This window comes from Stenotrophomonas sp. Steno-Z4, assembly GCF_056393145.1.
This window is the reverse complement of record NZ_JBWJPC010000001.1, coordinates 807,766-823,330: the sequence shown is the minus strand read 5'-3', so window position 1 is coordinate 823,330 and position 15,565 is coordinate 807,766. Positions and strand designations below refer to the sequence as shown.

Genomic DNA, 15,565 nt, shown 5'->3' with positions numbered 1-15,565 from the left:
GACCAGCGGTCGGGTGCTACCTCAGAACGACCAGGTGAAGGTGATCGAGCCGTTGCGGCCGTCGCCGTAGGCACCGTAGCCGTTGATCTGCGAGAAGTATTCCTTGTCCAGCAGGTTGTTGAGGTTGGCCTGCACGCTGAACTGCGGGGCCAGGCGGTAGCGCACGAAGGCACTGACCAGCGCGTAGCTCTCCTGCTCGATGCGGCCGTAGGCCGGCACCGGGTAGTAGATGCCGTTCTGCCAGTTCACGCCGCCACCGACGGTCAGGTCGCTCAGCGCCTGCGGGGTGTAGCTGGTGAACAGCTTGATGGTGGTCTGCGGCAGGTTGGTGTTGATGTCCGCGCCGTTGATGTCCTTGGCCACGTAGCGCGAGGCACCGAAGGTGGCGTTCCAGCCCGTCGCCAGCTCACCGTTCAATTCCAGCTCGAAGCCACGGCTTACCGTGCCGCGCGCGGCGATGTAGGCGAACTCGTTCAGGCTGCCCTGCACCGGAATGGTGGTGGCCTGGCCCACGTTGTCCTGCTCGATGCGGAACACCGCGAGCGAGGCATTCAGGCGGTTGTCGAACCAGGCGGCCTTGACGCCCACTTCGTAGCTCTTGCCGTCCACCGGATCCAGGTAGCTGCCGTTCTGCTGCTTGAGCGTCTGCGGCTGGAAGATTTCGGTGTAAGCGGCGTAGGTCGACCAAGTGTCGTTGAGGTCGTAGACCAGGCCGGCATAGGGCGTGGTGACCTTGTGCGAGCGGTCCGCGCCTTCGCCTTCGCTCTTCCAGTCGGTGTAACGCGCGCCAAGGATCAGCTTCAGAGGATCGGCCAGCGACAGGCGGGTGGCGGCATAGCCGGCCTTCTGGGTGATGGTGCCTTCGCTCTGCAGCGGCAGGGTGTCCAGCCAGTTGGGTTCCGGGAAATCGGCAACGCCGCCCAGGTAGTTGTCCAGCGGCGCCCAGCCCCCCTGGTAGTCACCATAGTTGGCGTAGCGGCGCTTGTTGTAGCTCAGGCCGGCCATGACCTGGTGCTCGCGGCCGAACAGCTGGAACGGGCCTTCGACGTAGCCGTCCACCGCATCGACCTTGCGCTCGGTGTTGTAGAAGCCGGCCGACGGGGTGACGCCGGCGCCGGTGACCGGGTCCAGCAGCGAAGCACCGGTGGTCCAGTCGTTGTAGGCCGGGTAGAACAGCTTGTCGTCGGCCTTGGTCTCGTCATGGGTGGCGCCGACGCGAACCTTCCAGTCGTTGGCGAAGCCGTGTTCCAGGGTGGCGAACAGGCGCTTGCTGGTGGTGTCCCAGTAGGTCCAGCGCGGGTTGGCGCTGAACGATTCGTCGAACGGGGTCGGCGAACCGTCGGAGAACAACATCGGGAAGCCGCCCCAGGTAGCGCCGTTGGCGCGCTTCTGCTGGTAGTCGTAGCCGACGCTCAGCTGGGTGTCCGGGGTCAGATCCGCATCGATCACCGCATAGCCCAGCGTCTTGTGCTGGTCGTAGCGGTCCATCTGCGATTCGGTATCGAGGTAGCTGCCGATCACGCGCGCGCGCACCGAACCACTGGCATTCAGCGGGGTGGTCACATCCACGGTGTTGCGGGTGCGGCCCCAACTGCCGACGTTGACCGACACGCTGCCGGTCAGTTCGGCGCTGTCGGCGTGCTTGCGGATCAGGTTGACCGACGCCGACGGGTTGCCCGCGCCGGTCAGCAGGCCGGTGGCGCCACGCACCACTTCCACGCGGTCGTACAGGGCCAGGTCCAGGCCGGAATCGCCGTAGCTCCAGTTCTGCACCATCTGGGTGGGAAGGTTGTCGTACTGGTAGCTGTCGATATAGAACCCGCGCGAGTAGAACTCGGTGCGCTCGGTATCGGACTGGGTGCTGCTCACGCCGGTGGTGTTGGCCAGCACGTCGATGATGTCATCGAGGTTCTGGTCCTCGATGCGCTGGTGGCTGATGATGCTGATCGACTGTGGGATCTCGCGCGGGGCGAGGTCGAAGCGGGTGCCGGCCGAGGTCTTGCGGACCGAATAGCCCTCGGCGCGCTCGCCCTTGACCACGATCTTGTCCAGCGTGGTGGCGTCGGCGCCGATGTCCTGCGCGAAGGCGGGAGCCGCAGCCAGGGTGGCCAGGGCGATCAACAGCGCCTGCGGCAGGCGGCCTTGCGGCAAGGTGCGGGACGGCACAGCGGAAGTACGGGTCATCAGCGTTTCCTGGGCGGCGGCGCGCACCAGGCGGCCATCCTCGGATGCCGGGCGCTGCGGTCAAAGTGGGGGCAGTACGCGGCTGGCGGGTGCCGTGAAAACAGGCACGGGCGTTGGCAACTGATCGCCGCTGCGCCTCCCTGGCGCGAACGGGATCTCATTATGTTAATGCGAATCAGTCCTATCCGCAATGTCTACCGGTCGCAAGTGGGGGGGGGTCCCGATCAACGGTCCGGACCTACCAGCGCTTAACATCGGCGGGCCTACCGTTGGTCTCACCCGGGCCGTGGCCCGATCCCAGGAAACGGTGATGATCGCCAAGAACACCCTGTGTCTCTGGTATGACGGGACCGCCGAAGAAGCGGCGGCGTTCTACGCAGCCACCTTCCCAGACAGTTCGGTGCAGGCCGTGCACCGCGCGCCCGCCGACTTTCCCGGCGGCAAAAAGGGCGATGTGCTGACCGTGGAGTTCACCGTGGTGGGCATTCCCTGCATCGGCTTGAACGGCGGTCCGGCTTTCAGGCACAGCGAGGCGTTTTCGTTCCAGATCGCCACCGATGACCAGGCCGAGACCGACCGGCTGTGGAACGCCATCGTCGACAACGGTGGCCAGGAGAGCGATTGCGGCTGGTGCAAGGACAAGTGGGGGCTGTCGTGGCAGATCACCCCGCGCGTGCTGACCGAGGCGTTCAACAGCACCGACCCGGCCGTGGCCAAACGCGCCTTCGAAGCGATGATGACCATGAAGAAGATCGACGTAGCCAGGATCGAGGCGGCAGTGCGCGGGTAGCGACACGGCAGGTATCTCGCAACGGGTGCCCCGGCGTATCCTCGCGCGATGACTACGTCGCGCCTTTCCACGCTGTTCCCCGTCCTGGCCGTGCTCGGCTCGGTCACTTCGCTTGCCGTGGGTACCTCGTTCGCCAAGGATCTGTTCCCGGTGATCGGTGCGCAGGGCACCAGCGCGCTGCGCGTGGGCTTTTCCGCGCTGGTGCTGCTGGCGGTGTTCCGGCCGTGGCGCTGGACCACCACGCGCGCCGATGCGGGCGCGATCTTCCGCTATGGCATCACCCTGGGGGTGATGAACCTGCTGTTCTACATGGCGCTGCGCACGATTCCGTTCGGCATCGCGGTGGCCATCGAGTTCTGCGGTCCGTTGGCGGTGGCGATGTGGTCCTCGCGCCGCCCGATCGATTTCGTCTGGGTGGGGTGTGCGGCCGCCGGCCTGCTGCTGTTGCTGCCGCTGGGCCACGGCGAGCCGCTGGACCTGACTGGTGTGCTGTACGCACTGGGCGCGGCGGTGTGCTGGGCGCTTTACATCATCTTCGGCAAGCGCGCCGGCCACCTGCCGGCCGGTCATACGGTCTCGCTGGGCATGTGTGCGGCGGCGCTGGTGGTGGTGCCGGTGGGCGTGGCGCATGCGGGCATGGCGCTGCTGGACCCGAAGATCCTGCTGTTCGGGCTGGGCGTGGCGGTGGTGTCCAGCGCGATTCCGATGTCATTGGAGATGGCGGCGTTGAAGCGCTTGCCGAAGGAAACCTTCGGCATCCTGATCAGCATGGAACCGGCGGTGGCTGCACTGCTGGCGATGGGTCTGCTGGCCGAGCACCTCACGCCGCTGCAGTGGGCGGCGATCGGCTGCACGGTGCTGGCGTCGGTGGGGAGCACGTTGACGGCGAACCGGCGGGCGCCGGCGCTGCCCGACCCGGCGGGATGAATCCAATGGTTAGCCGAGGGGGTAGAGCCGACCGGGTAGAGCCGACTGTTAGTCGGCTTCTTTCCGCGGCGATAGCAATACCATCGCGCTTCGCGCGATAGCCGACTAACAGTCGGCTCTACCCCAGTCGGCTCTACCCCCTTCGGGCAAGCATTTTGTGCATCAGCCGCGCACCGGCGCGTCGCCGGCCACGTAGTACGTGGCCGTGCTGCGCGGCAACGGCTCGCGGCCCCGGATGCGGTCGGCGATCTTCTCGGCAATCATAATCGTGGTCGCATTGAGGTTGCCGGTGATGATGCGCGGCATGATCGAGGCGTCCACCACGCGCAGGCCCTGCATGCCATGCACGCGGCCCTGGCCGTCCACCACGCTCATCGCATCGGTGCCCATCGCGCACGAGCAGGACGGGTGGTAGGCGGTTTCGGCACGGGCACGTACGAAGGCATCCAGCTCCGCATCGGTGCGGCAGTCTGCGCTGGGGCTGATCTCGCGGCCGCGGTACTCGTCCAGCGCGGGCTGTGCGATGATCTCGCGGGTGATCCGGATCGCATCGCGGAACTCCTGCCAGTCCTGGTCGGTGGACTGGTAGTTGAACAGGATGGACGGATGCTGGTGGGGGTCCAGCGAACGCGCATGCACGCGGCCACGGCTGGGCGTGCGCATCGACCCGACATGCGCCTGGAAGCCGTGTTCCTTCACCGCGTTGGTGCCGTTGTAATTGATCGCCACTGGCAGGAAGTGGTACTGGATGTTGGGCCAGGCGAAGTCGTCACGGGTGCGGATGAAGCCGCCGGCCTCGAACTGGTTGCTGGCGCCGATCCCGGTGCCGGCGAACAGCCATTCGGCGCCGATCGCCGGCTGGTTCCACCACTGCAGCGCCGGGTACAGCGACACCGGCCTGGTGCAGGCGTACTGCATGTACACCTCAAGATGATCCTGCAGGTTTTCCCCCACGCCGGGCAGGTCGTGCACCAGCGGCACGCCCAGCGAGGCCAGCAATGCCGGCGCGCCCACGCCGGAGCGCTGCAGGATCTGTGGCGAGGCGATGGCGCCGGCGCACAGCAGCACCTCGCGCCGGGCCTCGACATCGATCGGTTCGGCGCTGCCGCCGGCCAGGTAGCGCACGCCCACTGCGCGCTTGCCGTCGAACAGGATGCGGTCGGTGGTGGCGTGGGTGACGATCTCCAGCCCGGGACGGCCCTTGGCCATGTCCAGGTAGCCGCGCGCAGTACTGGAGCGGCGCCCGCGCGGGGTCACGGTGCGGTCCATCGGGCCGAAGCCTTCCTGCTGGTAGCCGTTGAGGTCGTCGGTGCGCGGGTAGCCGGCCTGTACGCCGGCCTCCACCATGGCGTGGAACAGCACGTTGTTGTCGTTCTTCGGGGTGGCCACGCTGACCGGGCCATCGCCGCCGTGGTAATCGTTGGGCCCGATGTCGCGGGTTTCGGCCTTGCGGAAGTAGGGCAGCACGTCCAGGTAGCTCCAGTCCTCCAGGCCATCGAAGGTGGCCCACTGGTCGAAATCCAGCGCGTTGCCGCGGATGTAGCACATGCCGTTGATCAGCGAGGAGCCGCCCAGGCCCTTGCCGCGCCCGCATTCCATGCGCCGGTTGTCCATGTGCGGTTCCGGCTCGGTTTCATAGGCCCAGTTATAGCGCCGGCCCTGCAGCGGGTAGGCCAGCGCGGCCGGCATCTGCGTGCGGAAATCCAGGCGGTAGTCCGGGCCGCCAGCTTCCAGCAGCAGCACGCTCACGCCGGCGTCTTCAGTGAGGCGCGCGGCCAGCGTGTTGCCGGCCGAACCGGCGCCGATGATGATGTAGTCGTACTCGCGCTTCATCGCGGGGTCTCCTGGTCAGGCCGGTTCAGAACACCGACGCGTAGCGGTCCAGTTCGATCTGGACGGATTTGGTGCGGGTGTAGGCACGCAGCGTGGCCAGGCCGTTCTCGCGGCCCACGCCGGACTGCTTGTAGCCGCCCACCGGCATCGTGGCCGGCGATTCGCCCCAGCAGTTGACCCAGCAGATGCCCGCTTCCAGGCGGTGGATCAACCGGTGTGCGCGGCTCAGGTCCGGCGTGACCACGCCGGCCGCGAGGCCGTAGTCGGTGGCATTGGCGCGGCGGATCGCCTCGTCTTCATCTTCATAGGTCAACAGGCTGAGCACCGGCCCGAAGATCTCTTCGCGCACGATGCCCATGTCGTCGCGGCAATCGCTGAAGATGGTCGGGGCAACATAGCAGCCCTTGCCCAGCGCGCCGTCGGTAAGGCGCTCGCCACCGCACACCAGGCGCGCGCCTTCTGTCTTGCCGCTGTCGATGTGCGCCAGCACCCGGCGCATGTGCGCGGCGCTGACCAGTGGGCCGAAGTTGGTGTCTTCGGCCAGCGGATCGCCGATGCGGATACGGGCCACGCGCTCGCGCAGCGCCTGCTCGACATCCGCCTGCAGGGCGTGCGGTACGAACACGCGGGTGCCGTTGGTGCAGACCTGCCCGGAGCTGTAGAAGTTGGCCATCATCGCCACATCGGCGGCCAGGTCGATATCCGCATCGGTGCAGATGATCAGCGCCGACTTGCCGCCCAGCTCCATGGTCACCTCCTTGAGCGTGGAACTGGACGCGCTGGCCATCACCTTGCGCCCGGTGGCAGTGCCGCCGGTGAAGGAGATCTTCTCGATGCCGGGGTGTTCGGTCAGTGCGGTGCCGACCCCGGCGCCATCGCCGGGTAGTACATTGAACACGCCATCGGGCAGGCCGGCTTCGGTGAAGATTTCGGCCAGCTTCAGCGCGGTCAGCGGGGTCACTTCGCTGGGCTTGAAGATCATCGCATTGCCCGCCGCGAGCGCAGGGGCCGCCTTCCACAGCGCGATCTGGATCGGGTAGTTCCAGGCCCCGATCGCGCCGACCACGCCCAACGGTTCCTGCCGTGTGTAGAAGAAGCTGCCTTCGCGCAACGGCACCTGGCTGCCTTCCAGCCCGTGCATCACCCCGGCGTAGTACTCCAGCGCGTCCGCGCCGGTGACGATGTCCACGCTGCGGGTTTCGCTCAGCGGTTTGCCGGTGTTGAGGCTTTCCAGTTCGGCCAGGTCGTCGTTGCGTTCGCGCAGCAATGCCACCGCGCGCAGCAGGATGCGCGAGCGCTCCACCGTGGTGAGCGCGGCCCAGGCCTTCTGGCCGGCATGGGCGCTTTCCACCGCGGCATCCAGGTCGTCGCTGTTGGCGCTGTGCACGTTGGCCAGCACCTCGCCGTTGGCCGGGTTGACCACTTCGAAGGTGCGGTTGCCCTGCGAGGCCACAGGGCGGCCGCCGATGTACAGCAGCTGGTCGGGGAAGGTGGGCATGTCGATGACTCCTGTTTGCGTCGGGAGACCAGCGGGTTCAACGGGTCAGATGCAGGAACTGCAGGTGGCGCTCGTACTGGTCGATGATGTCGTTGATGATCTGCTGGCGGCTATAGCCGACCAGCTCGTAATCCTGTCCACCTTCATACAGGTGCACTTCGGCGCGGTAGTAGCGCTGGTTGCGGAAGCGCTGCGCGGCGAACGAGGGGGTGAGGTAGCCCTTCATCACCACCTGGTAGGTGAACACCTGCTGCTCGCCATGGTCCACGGTGAGCTGCATGTCGCCTGGCTCGAAGCGGGTTTCCACGTCCAGCCCCTTGTCGCGCAGCTGCGCGGCCACGGCCTCGAGTGCCGGGCGCACTTCTTCATCCATGAAGCGGTACACCTCGTCGCGTGCCGGGAAGTGCACGGCCTGGGTGATGCGCTGGCGCCAGCCGCGCTGGTGCCGTGATTGCCCCACCACGGGAATGGGCGAGTATTGCGAGGCTTTCTTCCGCTGCGATTCCTCGCCCAGTGCGCGGGTCAGCCCCCACAGCATCAGCAGCAGCACCACCGAGAACGGCAACGAGGCGAGCACCACCGCCGATTTGAGCGCATCCATGCTGCCGGCCAGCAGCAGCCCGGCGGTAACCAGCGCGGTCATCACCCCCCAGAACACCCGCAGCCAGCGCGGTCCATCTTCCTCCGGCAGGCCGCCGTGCGAGGACAGGGTGGACAGCACCACGGTGCCCGAATCGGCCGAGGTCACGAAGAAGATGAAGCTGACGATCACCGTCACGGTGATCACCGCGCGGGTCCACGGGTAGTTGTCCAGCAGCGCGTACAGCACGGTCGGCGGGTTATCCACGGCCATCTGCGCCAGGTGCTCCTGGCCGTGGTGCAGCACCTGGTCCAGCGCGCTGTTGCCGAAGATCGACAGCCACGCCAGGGTGAAGCCGAGCGGGATCAGCAGCACGCCGAACACGAATTCACGGATGGTCCGCCCGCGCGAAATGCGGGCGATGAACAGCCCCACGAACGGCGCCCAGCCGATCCACCAGGCCCAGTAGAACACCGTCCAGTTGCCCAGCCAGTCGGCGCGGCCGCCGTAGGCATACACGTCGAAACTCTTGCCCACCACATTGCCCAGGTAATCGCCCAGGTTCTGCATGAAGGTGCTGAGCAGGTACTGGGTGGGGCCGGCGAACAGCATGAACAGCAGCAGCGCGATGGCCAGCAGCATGTTGATGTCCGACATCCAGCGCACGCCCTTCTCCACGCCGGACACCGCCACGAGGATCGCCGCGCCCATCATCAGCGCGATCAGCGCCACCTGTACCCACGGCGCGTGCGGGATCGGCAGCAGCACGTTCAGGCCGGCATTGAGGTGCAGCACGCCAAAGCCCATGTCCGCGCCGATGCCGAACACGGTGGCCACGATGCCCAGCGCATCCACGGTGTAACCGATGGGGCCGTTGATGCGCTTGCCGATCAGCGGGTACAGCGCCGACCGCAGCGCCAGTGGCAGGTTGTGGCGGTACGCGAAGTAGGCCAGCGCCATCGCCGCCAGTGCGAACACGCCCCAGCCGTGCAGGCCCCAGTGCAGGAACAGGAGCTGCATGGCCTGGCGCGCGCCGGCTTCACCACCACCCACGCCACCTTGTGGCGGCTGCAGGTAATGGGTGAGCGGTTCGGACACGCAGAAGAAGAACAGCGTGATGCTGATCCCGGCCGCGAACAGCATGCCCGCCCAGGAGAGATAGCTGAATTCCGGCTCGTCATGGTCCGCGCCCAGTTTCACCTGGCCGTAGCCGGACAGTGCCACCCCGACCACGAAGACCAGGTACACGGTCATTGCCAGCAGGTAGTACCAGCCGACGTTGCGCGACGCCCAGGTCTGCGCTTCCAGCAGCAGCACGCCGGACGAAATGGGAAACGCGGTCACCAGAATGGCGAATGCCGCCACGATCGTGGCGGCAAGCAGGAAGACCGGTCGAAGCGTGCGCACCTCGCTGGGAGGCGTCTCCACGATGTTCATGGATGAAGGGGCTCACGGTGCCGTTGCCGGCAGACCCCACGCATTAGCGCATACGCGCTGTGGACATCCCGTTTACGCGGTCAGCGCAGGGCGTCGCTCGGCACGTCGATCTCCATGGCCAGTGCCAGGTGATCGGAAAACGCCGCCGGTACCGCTTCGGCACTGCGTTGCTGCAGGCCGCTGCTGAGCAGGATGTGGTCGATGGCCCGGTCCGGCCGCCAGCTCGGGAAAGTGGGTACCGCGCAGCCGGGCGGTTGCAGGTTGGTCTTCTGGTACAGCACCTGCATTTCCGGGCGTTCGGCCAGGCAGTTGAAGTCGCCCATCAGCACCGCGTTGGAATGCTCGGACAACAGATCGGCGATGAAGGCCAGCTGCGACATGCGCGAGTTGGTGCCCAGCGACAGGTGCGCCACCGCGACCGCCAGGCCCTCGTTGCCATCGCCGAACTTGGCCAGCAGCACGCCGCGCCCGCCGATCCGGCCGGGCAGTGCGTGGTCCTGGACTTCCACCGGTTCCAGCCGGCTCAGCAGGCCGTTGGCACTGGAGGCCACCCCGCCCATGCGGCGGTTGGGTTGGTGGCTCCAGTAATTGAAGCCGGCGCGCTCGGCCAGGTAGTGGGTCTGGTTGGTGAAGCCCGAGCGCAGGCTGCCGGGGTCGGCCTCCTGCAGGCCGACGATGTCGTGACCGCGGGCCAGCTGGGCGATGGCGTCCAGGCTGGTCCGCTTGCGCCCCGCCGGCAGCGCATGCGACCAGCTGCGGGTCACGTAGTCGCTGTAGCGGCGGGTGCTGGAGCCGGCCTGGATGTTGGCCGTCAGCAGGCGCAGGGTCCGCGTGTTGGGGGAAGTCACGACGGTCGCTTGCTCTTGGATGCTCAGTTGCCCTTGGCGGCGCGTTCGCGGGCGATCAGGTGATCGGCGATGCGCAGCATGTCCGGGAAGCTCTTGCCCTTGACCAGGTACTTGCCGTTGACGATCACCGACGGCGTGCCGGTGATCTGGCTGCGCTGGGCGAACTGCTTGGCGGCACTGGTCTTGGCGCTCACCGCGAAGCTCGACATGGCGGCTTCGAACTGCTTGGCATCGGCACCGTGCTTGGCATAGAACGCGGCGATGTCCTGCACCGAATCACGGCCGCGCTCGCCCTTCAGGGCCTGGTCGACGTGGATGGCCTTGTACAGCGCTTCGTGGGTCTTGTCTTCCAGGTTCAGCGCCTGTGCGGCGTAGAAGGCCTTGGCGTAGTCATCCCAGGTGCCGCCGAACATGGCCGGCACGTAGACGAAGTTCACATCGCTCGGCAGGCCGGCTTTCCACGGCCCGATCAGCGGCTGGAACGCGGCGCAGGCCGGGCAGACGAAGCCGAAGACTTCGGCCACTTCGATCTTGCCGGTGGCCGGCTGGAACGGCTTGCCGTTGGCGATGACCACGTAGTCGGCGCCTTCCACGGGCGCCGGACCGGTCGGCTGCGAGGAAGCCGGGGCCGGGGTGGTGGCTTCGGCAGCGGCGGTCTCGGCGGCGGCGGTTTCGCCGCTGGCGGCCGGTGCGGCCTCGGTCGGGGCCGGGGCGGTTTCAGCCGCCGGAGCGCTGGTCGGCGCAGCCGGTTCGGTCGGCGTGGCGGTGTTGGCGGTGCCGTCCTGCGCCTTGCAGGCGGCCAGGATCGGCAGCAGGGCCATGAGCATGAGGGCGAAACGGGTCTTCATCGAAGCGTCTCCAGCAGAGCATGTTGGGGCCGGCGCGTCGGGCGCCGGCCAGGGGGGAATGATGACACGCGGCCGCCGGGGCGCCGCGTGCAGGGTGCGTGACGGTTCAGCGAGCCTTCGCGGCGCGTTCGCGTTCGCGTGCGATCAGGGCATCGGCGTTGCGCAGCATGCTTTCGAAGGACGTGCCCTTGACCAGGTACTTGCCGTTGACGATCAGCGACGGGGTGCCCTGCACCTTGACCCGCTGCGCGAAGGATTTGGCCACGGCAAGCTTTGCCTCCACTTCATCGCTCTTCAGCGCGGTGGTGAACTGCTGTTCGGTCACGCCGTAGTCCTTGTAGAAGCCGGCCAGCTCCGTGGGCGACACGTTGGAGAGGGGCAGCGAGCCCTTTTCATGCAGTGCATCGAACATCGCCACATGACTGCGCTTGGCCACGCCCAGCTGGTCGGCGGCGTAGTAGGCGCGGGCATAGGAATCCCAGTAGCCACCGAACACGGCCGGCACCGGCGTGAAGCGCACATCCTTAGGCAGCTTCTTCTGCCAGGCCTGCAGCAGCGGCTCGAAGTGGGCGCAGTGCGGGCAGGTGTAGCCGAACACTTCCGCTACTTCGATCTTGCCGGCCAGCGGCGCAAGCGGGCCGGGTGCCTGGATCACCTCGTAATCCTTGCCTTCCACCAGTGCGGCGGGGGCGGGCGCGGCCAGTACGGACAGCGGGCTCAGGGCCAGCAGCAACAGCATCAGGCGGGGCATCAACGTCATCTACATCCATCTCCATCGGAAAAAACAACGCCGGCCCAGTGCCGGCGTGGCAGTGAACATAACCCGCCGCTTGGGCGGGGCGCATCTGTCATCGGTCCCGGACAGCCGTCATTGGCGTGCACCACCCACGGCCGAACGCGGCGCGGCGGTGGCCACGTCATCGGCGCGGTTGTGCAGGCCCTGCAGGTAGCTGCCCAGTGCCTGGATTTCCTGCTCGGTCAGCGACTTGGCGATGGTGGCCATGATCTGGAAGTGCGCCTTGTCGGTCTGTTGGGTCACGCCCGCCTGGTACTCCTGCAGCCGCCGCGCCACATAGGAGGCGTGCTGACCGCCCACGTGCGGGTAGGCCGGGCCCGGGTTGCCGGCCCCGGTGGGGCCGTGGCAGGCCATGCACGCCGGAATGCCACGCTGGGCATCGCCGCCGCGGTAGAGCTGCTGGCCGATTTCGTAGAACTTCTTGTCCTTGTACGGACCTTCGGCCACCAGGCTGTCATCGGCAAGCCCGGCGCTGGCCTTCTGCGTTGCGAAATACGCTCCGATGTCGCGCATGTCCTGCGGGCTGAGGTCCTGCACGAACGGCACCATCGCTGCCGATGCCCCCGACGTGCGCTGGCCGTTGGCGATCAGGGCCATCTGCTGCGAAGAGTAGCGCTCGCTCTGGCCGGCGATGCTGGGATACATCTCCACCGTCGAGTTGCCATCGGCCGAGTGGCACGCCGCGCACGCGGCAGCCTTGGTCTGGCCCGCCTTGGCATCGCCCCACGTGGTCTTGCTGAAATCGACTTCGAGCGACGCCGTCCTCACCGGCGTGTTGTCCGGCAGCGGGGTCACTGCGGTCTGGGCATAGGCAACAGCGGCGAGCAACGATACAGCGACAGCGGAAACGGCAAGAACGCGAGCATGGCGCATGCGGAAGCTCCGTGTGGACCGGCCTGGCGTGTGCAGGCTGCACACGCGGGGATCGCCCGATTATCCATGCCGTTTCACGCCGGGGTCAACGCGGCAGTGCGGCAAAACCCGTGACCGGCAGCACGCGGCGGGCCCGGACATGCGATCCTATGCCCATGTCATTGCTCCTCGAACGCGCCCATTACCTGCTCTCGGCCCACAATACCCGGCAATTGCCGGACGACGTGGGGGCCGAAGTGGCCTTTGCCGGCCGCTCCAACGCCGGCAAATCCAGTGCCCTCAACGCCCTGACCCGCCAGAACAGCCTGGCCCGGGTGTCCAAGACCCCCGGCCGCACCCAGCAGCTGGTGTTCTTCGAAGTCACCCCCGAGGCCAAGCTGGTCGACCTGCCCGGTTACGGCTACGCCAAGGTGCCGCTGGACCTGCAGGCGCACTGGCAGGCCTTCATCGACCAGTACTTCCGCACCCGCGAGGCCCTGCGCGGGCTGGTGGTGGTGATGGACATCCGCCACCCGCTCAAGGACTACGACCGGCAGATGCTGGCCTACGCGGTCCGGCGCGGGTTGCCGGCGCACGCGCTGCTGACCAAGGCCGACAAGCTCGGCCGTGGCCAGCAGGGCATTGCCCTGCAGAAGGTGCGCAAGGAACTGCAGTCCGCCTTTGGCGACACCGTCAGCGTGCAGACCTTCTCCGGCCCGGCCCGCCAGGGCGTGGACGAGGCGCGCGGGATCATCGGCGGCTGGCTGGGCCTGAACAAACCGGCGCCCGACGCGCCCTGATTGCTGTCACCCGACCACCGGTCGGGTGCTACCGGCAGGTACCGACCGTTGCTCGGTGCATGCGTCAGCGCGCAGGCAAGGGTGCGAATTCGCCCGGCACCCAGGCGAAGGCTTCGCCTTCCCGACGGACATGCCCCAGGCCCGGGAACGGCAGGTGGGCACCGGCGACCCACCACCCCCCATCGGCGGCCTGCGCCATCATCGCGCGACGGCTGGCAATGGCGGCCGTGCGGTCGCTGTCGGCTTCGTAGGCGGCCTGCGGCTGGGCGAACTGCACGGCGTGGAAGTGCACGATGTCGCCCCACACCAGGACCGCCTGCCGCTCACCGCCGTCGATCTTCCAGGACACATGGCCCGGGGTATGCCCGTGGCTGTCCAGCGCGGTGACGCCGTTCGGCAGCGCCTGCCCGGGGCGGAAGCGGTGCAGCTTGCCGCTGGCCACGTAGGGCGCCACGGCCTTGCGGGCCAACGCGAAGGCAAAACGCACGCCCTGCGGCGCGCCGGCCTCGCTGGCCGGATCCAGCCAATACGCAGCATCGGCGTCGGACAGCCACACGGTGGCATTGGGATACGCGACCTGGTCCTGCGCATCCAGCAGGCCACACAGGTGGTCGGGGTGGGCATGGGTGAGCAGGACATCATCCACCTCGGCCGGGTCGTAGCCGGCCTTGCGCAGGTTGCCCAGCACCTGGCCCAGCCCCGGGCCGAAGCAGCCGGCGGTGCCGGTGTCGACCAGGGTGAGGTGGTTGCCGCGCTGGATCAGGTAAGCGTTGACCGCGGTCTGCAGGCCCTTGCCGTCTTCGGGCACGTAGCGGTGGTCGAGCAGGCGGGTGACCGCGCCCGGTGCAATGCCGACCAGTTCCGAGCGACCCAGGGCCACGGTGCCGTCGAACAGGGCGGTGACTTCCAGGTCGCCGATCTGCTGGTGGTACACGCCGGGCACCTGTTGCAGCGGGTGGTGGGTGGTGGTGGCGAACGCAGGCGCGGCAACCGCGGCCAGCAGCAGGGCGGTGGCAAGGACACGCACACGGGGGAAGGACATGATCGTTTCCGTACAAGGCGGCAGCGCCGCGGTGCCTGCATGGTGCGCGGGGCGGGCGCGGCGTTCCGCTCAGAATGCGCGGCGAAACGCTCGCGGTGCGCTCAGCTGTTGCCGATCGCTGTCGGTTCCAGCCCGTAGCGCGCGGCGAAGCGCTTGCTGAAACTGCCCGGCGAGCGGTAGCCGACCCGCGCGGCCACGGTCTTGAGCGGCAGTTGGGTGGTGTAGAGCAGGTTCATGGCGTGGGCCAGGCGCGCATCGGCGATCAGCTCGCGCACGCTGGACTGCTCGCTGGCCAGGCGCCGCCGCAGGGTGGCGCCGCTGAGACCGAGCTGGTCTTCGAAATCGCGCGATTGCCAGTCGCGTTCGGGCTGGGCCGCGATCAGGTCGCGGATGCGTTCGCCCAGGCTGGGCTCGGGTGGCACCAGCAGGCTGCCGTGGCCGCGCCGGCAGAATGCCAGCACCAGCGAGGCCAAGGCCAGGCGGGCTTCGGTGTACTGGGCGTGCTCCAGTGCCTGGCGCCATTGGCGCAGGGTGTCGGCATGGTCGTGCAGCGACAGTCTGGCCAGTGCGTCGCCGGCCTCGGGCAGCGGCTCGTTCCACAGCACGCGTGCGGCCGACAGCGCTTCGGCGCACAGCGGCACGATCGCGCTGAGGTACAGCCCGGTCTGCGGATCGGGCGTGTTGACCACGTCGATCCGGCAGCGTCGGGTGATCAGGAACAGATCGCCGGGCACCAGTTGCAGGATCTGGTGCGCGGTGCGCACCTGCTTGCGCCCCTGCAGCAGGATGGCGAACTGCGGTTGCGGAATGTCCACCGACTGGGCGCCGTGTTCACGGCGGGCGGTGATGCAGGCATACCCGCCCGCGCGCTGGCAGTCGGCAAGGCTGGCCATCTCGGCCAGCAGCGGATCGGGGGTAACGGGCATGTCCATGACGATGCAGTATCGGCCAAGCGGCCGCGCCATGCTGCTGCCACGCGCCGGGCCAACGCGCGCAAGCCAATGGCGGCGGGCATGGCAGGCGGTCAAGTCCCATCCAATAGGATGCAGAAAACCGTCACGGTGGCATGACGGCCGGAACCGCCACCCTATACTGCGCCCTTGCGATGCGGGGCGATCAGCCCCACATCC

Annotated in this window: 13 protein-coding genes; 3 read left to right on the top strand and 10 right to left on the bottom strand. The window is 67.6% G+C overall.

Annotated features, from left to right (window positions below):
* Positions 1-21 precede the first annotated feature (21 nt).
* Positions 22-2,184, bottom strand: coding sequence for a ferric-rhodotorulic acid/ferric-coprogen receptor FhuE (fhuE, locus tag AC06E7_RS03650; protein ID WP_478063038.1), 2,163 nt, complete (start codon positions 2,182-2,184; stop codon positions 22-24).
* Positions 2,185-2,494: 310 nt separating this feature from the next.
* Here fhuE and AC06E7_RS03645 point away from each other — a divergent pair, with 310 nt between their 5' ends.
* Both AC06E7_RS03645 and AC06E7_RS03640 read left to right on the top strand, forming a co-directional pair.
* Complete coding sequence (locus tag AC06E7_RS03645) at positions 2,495-2,974, top strand: VOC family protein (protein WP_478063036.1); 480 nt, start codon at positions 2,495-2,497, stop codon at positions 2,972-2,974.
* Between the two features lie 48 nt (positions 2,975-3,022).
* Positions 3,023-3,901 carry an EamA family transporter gene (locus AC06E7_RS03640; RefSeq protein WP_093533549.1) on the top strand — a complete coding sequence of 293 codons (879 nt, stop codon included), beginning with the start codon at positions 3,023-3,025 and terminating at the stop codon, positions 3,899-3,901.
* 162 nt (positions 3,902-4,063) lie between these two features.
* Here the strand turns inward: AC06E7_RS03640 and betA are convergent, their stop codons facing one another.
* The 7 genes from betA to AC06E7_RS03605 all read right to left on the bottom strand — a co-directional run bounded on the left by betA (position 4,064) and on the right by AC06E7_RS03605 (position 12,614).
* A complete protein-coding gene (betA, locus tag AC06E7_RS03635) occupies positions 4,064-5,734 on the bottom strand; it encodes a choline dehydrogenase (RefSeq protein ID WP_478063034.1) in 1,671 nt (556 codons plus the stop codon).
* A 25-nt stretch (positions 5,735-5,759) separates the two neighbouring features.
* Complete coding sequence (betB, locus tag AC06E7_RS03630) at positions 5,760-7,232, bottom strand: betaine-aldehyde dehydrogenase (RefSeq protein ID WP_478063032.1); 1,473 nt, start codon at positions 7,230-7,232, stop codon at positions 5,760-5,762.
* A gap of 37 nt (positions 7,233-7,269) precedes the next feature.
* Positions 7,270-9,249: a choline BCCT transporter BetT gene (gene betT / locus AC06E7_RS03625; RefSeq protein ID WP_478063030.1), complete on the bottom strand. Its 1,980-nt coding sequence runs from the start codon at positions 9,247-9,249 to the stop codon at positions 7,270-7,272.
* Positions 9,250-9,329: 80 nt separating this feature from the next.
* Positions 9,330-10,067 carry an endonuclease/exonuclease/phosphatase family protein gene (locus AC06E7_RS03620; RefSeq protein WP_176472599.1) on the bottom strand — a complete coding sequence of 246 codons (738 nt, stop codon included), beginning with the start codon at positions 10,065-10,067 and terminating at the stop codon, positions 9,330-9,332.
* 53 nt (positions 10,068-10,120) lie between these two features.
* Positions 10,121-10,945: a thiol:disulfide interchange protein DsbA/DsbL gene (locus AC06E7_RS03615; RefSeq protein WP_478063029.1), complete on the bottom strand. Its 825-nt coding sequence runs from the start codon at positions 10,943-10,945 to the stop codon at positions 10,121-10,123.
* 106 nt (positions 10,946-11,051) lie between these two features.
* Positions 11,052-11,705: a thiol:disulfide interchange protein DsbA/DsbL gene (locus AC06E7_RS03610; protein ID WP_306987540.1), complete on the bottom strand. Its 654-nt coding sequence runs from the start codon at positions 11,703-11,705 to the stop codon at positions 11,052-11,054.
* Between the two features lie 108 nt (positions 11,706-11,813).
* Entirely contained in the window at positions 11,814-12,614 is an 801-nt protein-coding gene (locus AC06E7_RS03605; RefSeq protein WP_095362934.1) for a c-type cytochrome, read from the bottom strand.
* 155 nt (positions 12,615-12,769) lie between these two features.
* Here AC06E7_RS03605 and yihA point away from each other — a divergent pair, with 155 nt between their 5' ends.
* Entirely contained in the window at positions 12,770-13,393 is a 624-nt protein-coding gene (yihA, locus tag AC06E7_RS03600; RefSeq protein ID WP_068853999.1) for a ribosome biogenesis GTP-binding protein YihA/YsxC, read from the top strand.
* A 64-nt stretch (positions 13,394-13,457) separates the two neighbouring features.
* Here the strand turns inward: yihA and AC06E7_RS03595 are convergent, their stop codons facing one another.
* Both AC06E7_RS03595 and AC06E7_RS03590 read right to left on the bottom strand, forming a co-directional pair.
* Positions 13,458-14,435 (bottom strand): MBL fold metallo-hydrolase, encoded by a 978-nt coding sequence (locus AC06E7_RS03595; RefSeq protein ID WP_478063026.1) that lies wholly within the window; start codon positions 14,433-14,435, stop codon positions 13,458-13,460.
* Between the two features lie 101 nt (positions 14,436-14,536).
* Positions 14,537-15,361 carry a helix-turn-helix transcriptional regulator gene (locus AC06E7_RS03590; protein WP_414715861.1) on the bottom strand — a complete coding sequence of 275 codons (825 nt, stop codon included), beginning with the start codon at positions 15,359-15,361 and terminating at the stop codon, positions 14,537-14,539.
* Between the last annotated feature and the right edge of the window lie 204 nt (positions 15,362-15,565).

Excerpts from the sequence above, each read along its gene's own strand:
- fhuE (WP_478063038.1), bottom strand. The coding sequence starts at position 2,184 with ATGACCCGTACTTCCGCTGTGCCGTCCCGCACCTTGCCGCAAGGCCGC.
- AC06E7_RS03645 (WP_478063036.1), top strand. The coding sequence starts at position 2,495 with ATGATCGCCAAGAACACCCTGTGTCTCTGGTATGACGGGACCGCCGAA.
- AC06E7_RS03640 (WP_093533549.1), top strand. The coding sequence starts at position 3,023 with ATGACTACGTCGCGCCTTTCCACGCTGTTCCCCGTCCTGGCCGTGCTC.
- betA (WP_478063034.1), bottom strand. The coding sequence starts at position 5,734 with ATGAAGCGCGAGTACGACTACATCATCATCGGCGCCGGTTCGGCCGGC.
- betB (WP_478063032.1), bottom strand. The coding sequence starts at position 7,232 with ATGCCCACCTTCCCCGACCAGCTGCTGTACATCGGCGGCCGCCCTGTG.
- betT (WP_478063030.1), bottom strand. The coding sequence starts at position 9,249 with ATGAACATCGTGGAGACGCCTCCCAGCGAGGTGCGCACGCTTCGACCG.
- AC06E7_RS03615 (WP_478063029.1), bottom strand. The coding sequence starts at position 10,945 with ATGAAGACCCGTTTCGCCCTCATGCTCATGGCCCTGCTGCCGATCCTG.
- AC06E7_RS03610 (WP_306987540.1), bottom strand. The coding sequence starts at position 11,705 with ATGACGTTGATGCCCCGCCTGATGCTGTTGCTGCTGGCCCTGAGCCCG.
- AC06E7_RS03605 (WP_095362934.1), bottom strand. The coding sequence starts at position 12,614 with ATGCGCCATGCTCGCGTTCTTGCCGTTTCCGCTGTCGCTGTATCGTTG.
- yihA (WP_068853999.1), top strand. The coding sequence starts at position 12,770 with ATGTCATTGCTCCTCGAACGCGCCCATTACCTGCTCTCGGCCCACAAT.
- AC06E7_RS03595 (WP_478063026.1), bottom strand. The coding sequence starts at position 14,435 with ATGTCCTTCCCCCGTGTGCGTGTCCTTGCCACCGCCCTGCTGCTGGCC.
- AC06E7_RS03590 (WP_414715861.1), bottom strand. The coding sequence starts at position 15,361 with ATGCCCGTTACCCCCGATCCGCTGCTGGCCGAGATGGCCAGCCTTGCC.